This window comes from Mesorhizobium sp. FG116 (assembly GCF_057809835.1).
The window spans coordinates 1-2,940 of record NZ_JBMDKS010000085.1 but is presented as its reverse complement, the minus strand read 5'-3'; the positions used below and the strand labels follow the sequence as shown (position 1 = coordinate 2,940).

The window sequence follows — 2,940 nt, the reverse complement described above, 5'->3', positions numbered from 1 at the left end:
ACACTGGCTGCCCCGCATGGAGGTCGCCGGCATTCCATCGGCAACGGCCAGGTCGGTGATCGATGCCGCCGGTGTCTGGGAGAACTGGCTCGCGGCATGGAGCGCCGAAGGCGAGCGCCACGCCGAGATGGGCGAACAAGCGCTCGCGCAGGGACGCAACATCACCGCCGGCGAGGCCTTCTCCCGCGCCAGCCTGTTTTATCATTTCGGCCAGTTCATGGCCTTCGACGACCTGAAGGCCAAGGACGCGGCGTCGGCCCGCAAGGTTGCGCTGCACCGCAAGGCCGCGCCACTGCTCGAGCAGCCCGGCGAACTGGTCGAGGTTCCGTACGAAGATGGCGTGTTGCGCGCCTACCTCCGGCGGCCGCAAGGGTCCGGGCAGCATCCGCTGGCGCTGATCATCCCTGGGTCGGATTCGACAAAGGAAGAGTTCCCGGCGTTCGAGCGTCATTTCCTCAGCCGTGGCATCGCGACGCTGTCGCTCGACGGTCCGGGGCAGGGCGAGGGACGTTCGCACGGCTATCTGCGCGCCGACATCACCACGGCGATCGCAGCGACCATCGCGGCGGTCAAGGGCAAGCCTGGCCTGTCGGGCGCCGTCGGCCTGGTCGGCATGGCCTTTGGCGGCTTCATGGCGCTGCGGGCAGCAGCCTCGCTGGAGGGGCTTGCCGGCGTGATTTCCATCAACGGCTTCTATGATCTCGGCGCGATGTGGCCGACGCTGCCGAAGGTCTATCAGGACAACATGACCTTCGCGCTCGGTGGCGATGATGTTTTGGAGAGCGCGCGCCGCTTCACCCTGGCCGGCGTCGAGGGGCCAACGGTCCCCGCGCTCATCCTGCATGGCGCCCGAGACAAGATTTTTCCCCCGTCGGAGGCGCAGAAATGCGCCGACATTTGCCGGGCGGGCGCCGAGTTGCATGTCTTCCCCGCCGGAAACCATGTCTGCAACAACATCCCCTGGCTCTACCGGCCGCTTGTCGCCGACTGGCTGGCGGAGCGGTTCAGGGCCTAGAGAAGATCAATTTCCCGACGCAGACGTCAGCCGGCACTCGCCGGCTGACTGGTTGATTGTGCAAGCATGTTGCGAGAAACATCCACCAATAATTGGACGATAGTCCACCATTAGCGGACATCACGGCCTGATCCCGAAACCCGGGCGCTGGTACCAATTTGGGCATGACGGACGGCACTGGCAGCCGACCGCTTTGCACTCGAAGGGAGCGAAAATGATTCACGCCGATGATGGGATCCTGTCCCAGGAACAGCGCCTGATGCGCGACAGCTGCCGGTCGTTTGTCGACGACGTGGTGACGCCGTTCATCCGTTCGAACTGGCAGCGCGAATGGGACATGAGCCCCGGCGAGCGCCTGCCGAGCGCGATCCTCGAAGGCGCCGAAGCGATCGGCGTCCGCACCCTCGGCGTGCCGGAAGAATTCGGTGGCATCGACCTGGAAAAGGAAACGGAGGTTCGCACCTTCGCCCTGATCTCCGAGGAAATCGCCCGCGGCGATTCCGGTCTCGCCGACAAGCTGGTGCAGAACTGGAAGGTCTCGATCGTCATTCGCCAGTTCGCGGCCAAGCACCTTCAGGAAAAGTGGTTCCCGCGCCTGCTGGAAGACCCGAAGTTCCTGCTCGCGCACTGCCTGACCGAGCCGCGCGGCGCCTCCGACCGCTGGCTGCCCTACAACGTGCCCGAGGCGTCGATGCACACCAAGGCGGTGCTCGACGGCGACCATTGGGTGATCAACGGCCGCAAGCAGTTCATCTCCAACGGCTTCGATGCCAGCCTCTACGTCGTCTATGCCAACACCGACCCGTCGGTCGGCATGCTGCAGGGCACGTCGAGCTTCCTCGTTCCCCGCGACACGCCCGGCCTCACCGTCACCAAGTGCAACGAGACGATGGGCTGCCGCTTCATGAACAATGGCGAGCTGGTCTTCGAGGATTGCCGCGTGCCGGCAGACCACCTGCTCGTCAAGAGCACGGCGCTGGCCTCTGCCGGCCAGTACTTCCGGGCCGGCAAGATCATCCAGGCGGCCAAGAACCTCGGCGTCGGCGTCGCCTGTTTCGAGCGCACCGCCGACTACGTCCAGAACTATGTCCAGGGCGGTCGCATTCTGATCAAGCACCAGGCCGTGGCGCTCAGGCTCGCCGACATGGCGACCCGCATCGAGGCGGTCCGGTCGCTGGTCGAGCGTGCGGCGAAGGCGGTCGATGAAGCCCATCCCGACGCCGACATCCTCTGCAACATGGCCAAGGTCTATGCTTCGGAGGAGATCATGAAAGTCGCCACCCATGCGCTCGAACTGCACGGCGGCAACGGCGCGATGCTCGAGTTCGGCATCGAGAAGCTGTTCCGCGATGCCGCGATCTTCCTGCACATGGATGCGACGGTCGACGTCAGCCGGATGAAGATCATCAAGAACATGTTCCCCGCAACCGCCGGCAAATATGCCGGACCGGAAAGCTGAGGCAATCCGCCAAGGGCGGCGGCGCCTGATGGCGTGGCCGCTCCGGGTCGGGCAAGGGAGGAACAGATGAAGATAGTGGTTGCGGTGAAGCGGGTGGCCGATCCCAACGTCAAGGTACGTGCCCTGGCGGACGGTTCCGGCGTCGATCTCGCCAACGTCAAGATGACGATGAACCCGTTCGACGAGATCGCCGTCGAGGAGGCAGTCCGCCTCAAGGAAGCCGGGCATGCGACCGAGATCGTCGTCGTGTCGGTGGGCTCCGAGAAATCGGCCGAAACCTTGCGCACGGCACTGGCCATGGGCGCCGACCGGGGCGTGCTGGTGCGCGCAGACGGGGTGGTCGAGCCGCTTGCGGTGGCAAAGATTCTGAAGGCTGTCGCCGACACGGAAAAGCCGGACCTGATCATCGTCGGCAAGCAGGCGATCGACGACGACGCCAACCAGACCGGCCAGATGCTGGCGGCGC

3 protein-coding genes are annotated in these 2,940 nt (G+C 65.0%); all 3 read left to right on the top strand.

From position 1 onward, the window contains the following. Positions 1-1,015: alpha/beta hydrolase family protein (locus ACODTY_RS23635; protein ID WP_488996617.1), on the top strand; the 1,015-nt coding region annotated here is incomplete at its 5' end. Positions 1,016-1,229: 214 nt separating this feature from the next. Beyond that, positions 1,230-2,474, top strand: coding sequence for an acyl-CoA dehydrogenase family protein (locus ACODTY_RS23630; protein WP_488996616.1), 1,245 nt, complete (start codon positions 1,230-1,232; stop codon positions 2,472-2,474). Positions 2,475-2,540: 66 nt separating this feature from the next. After that, the coding region (locus tag ACODTY_RS23625) for an electron transfer flavoprotein subunit beta/FixA family protein (RefSeq protein ID WP_488996615.1) at positions 2,541-2,940 on the top strand (400 nt) is incomplete at its 3' end.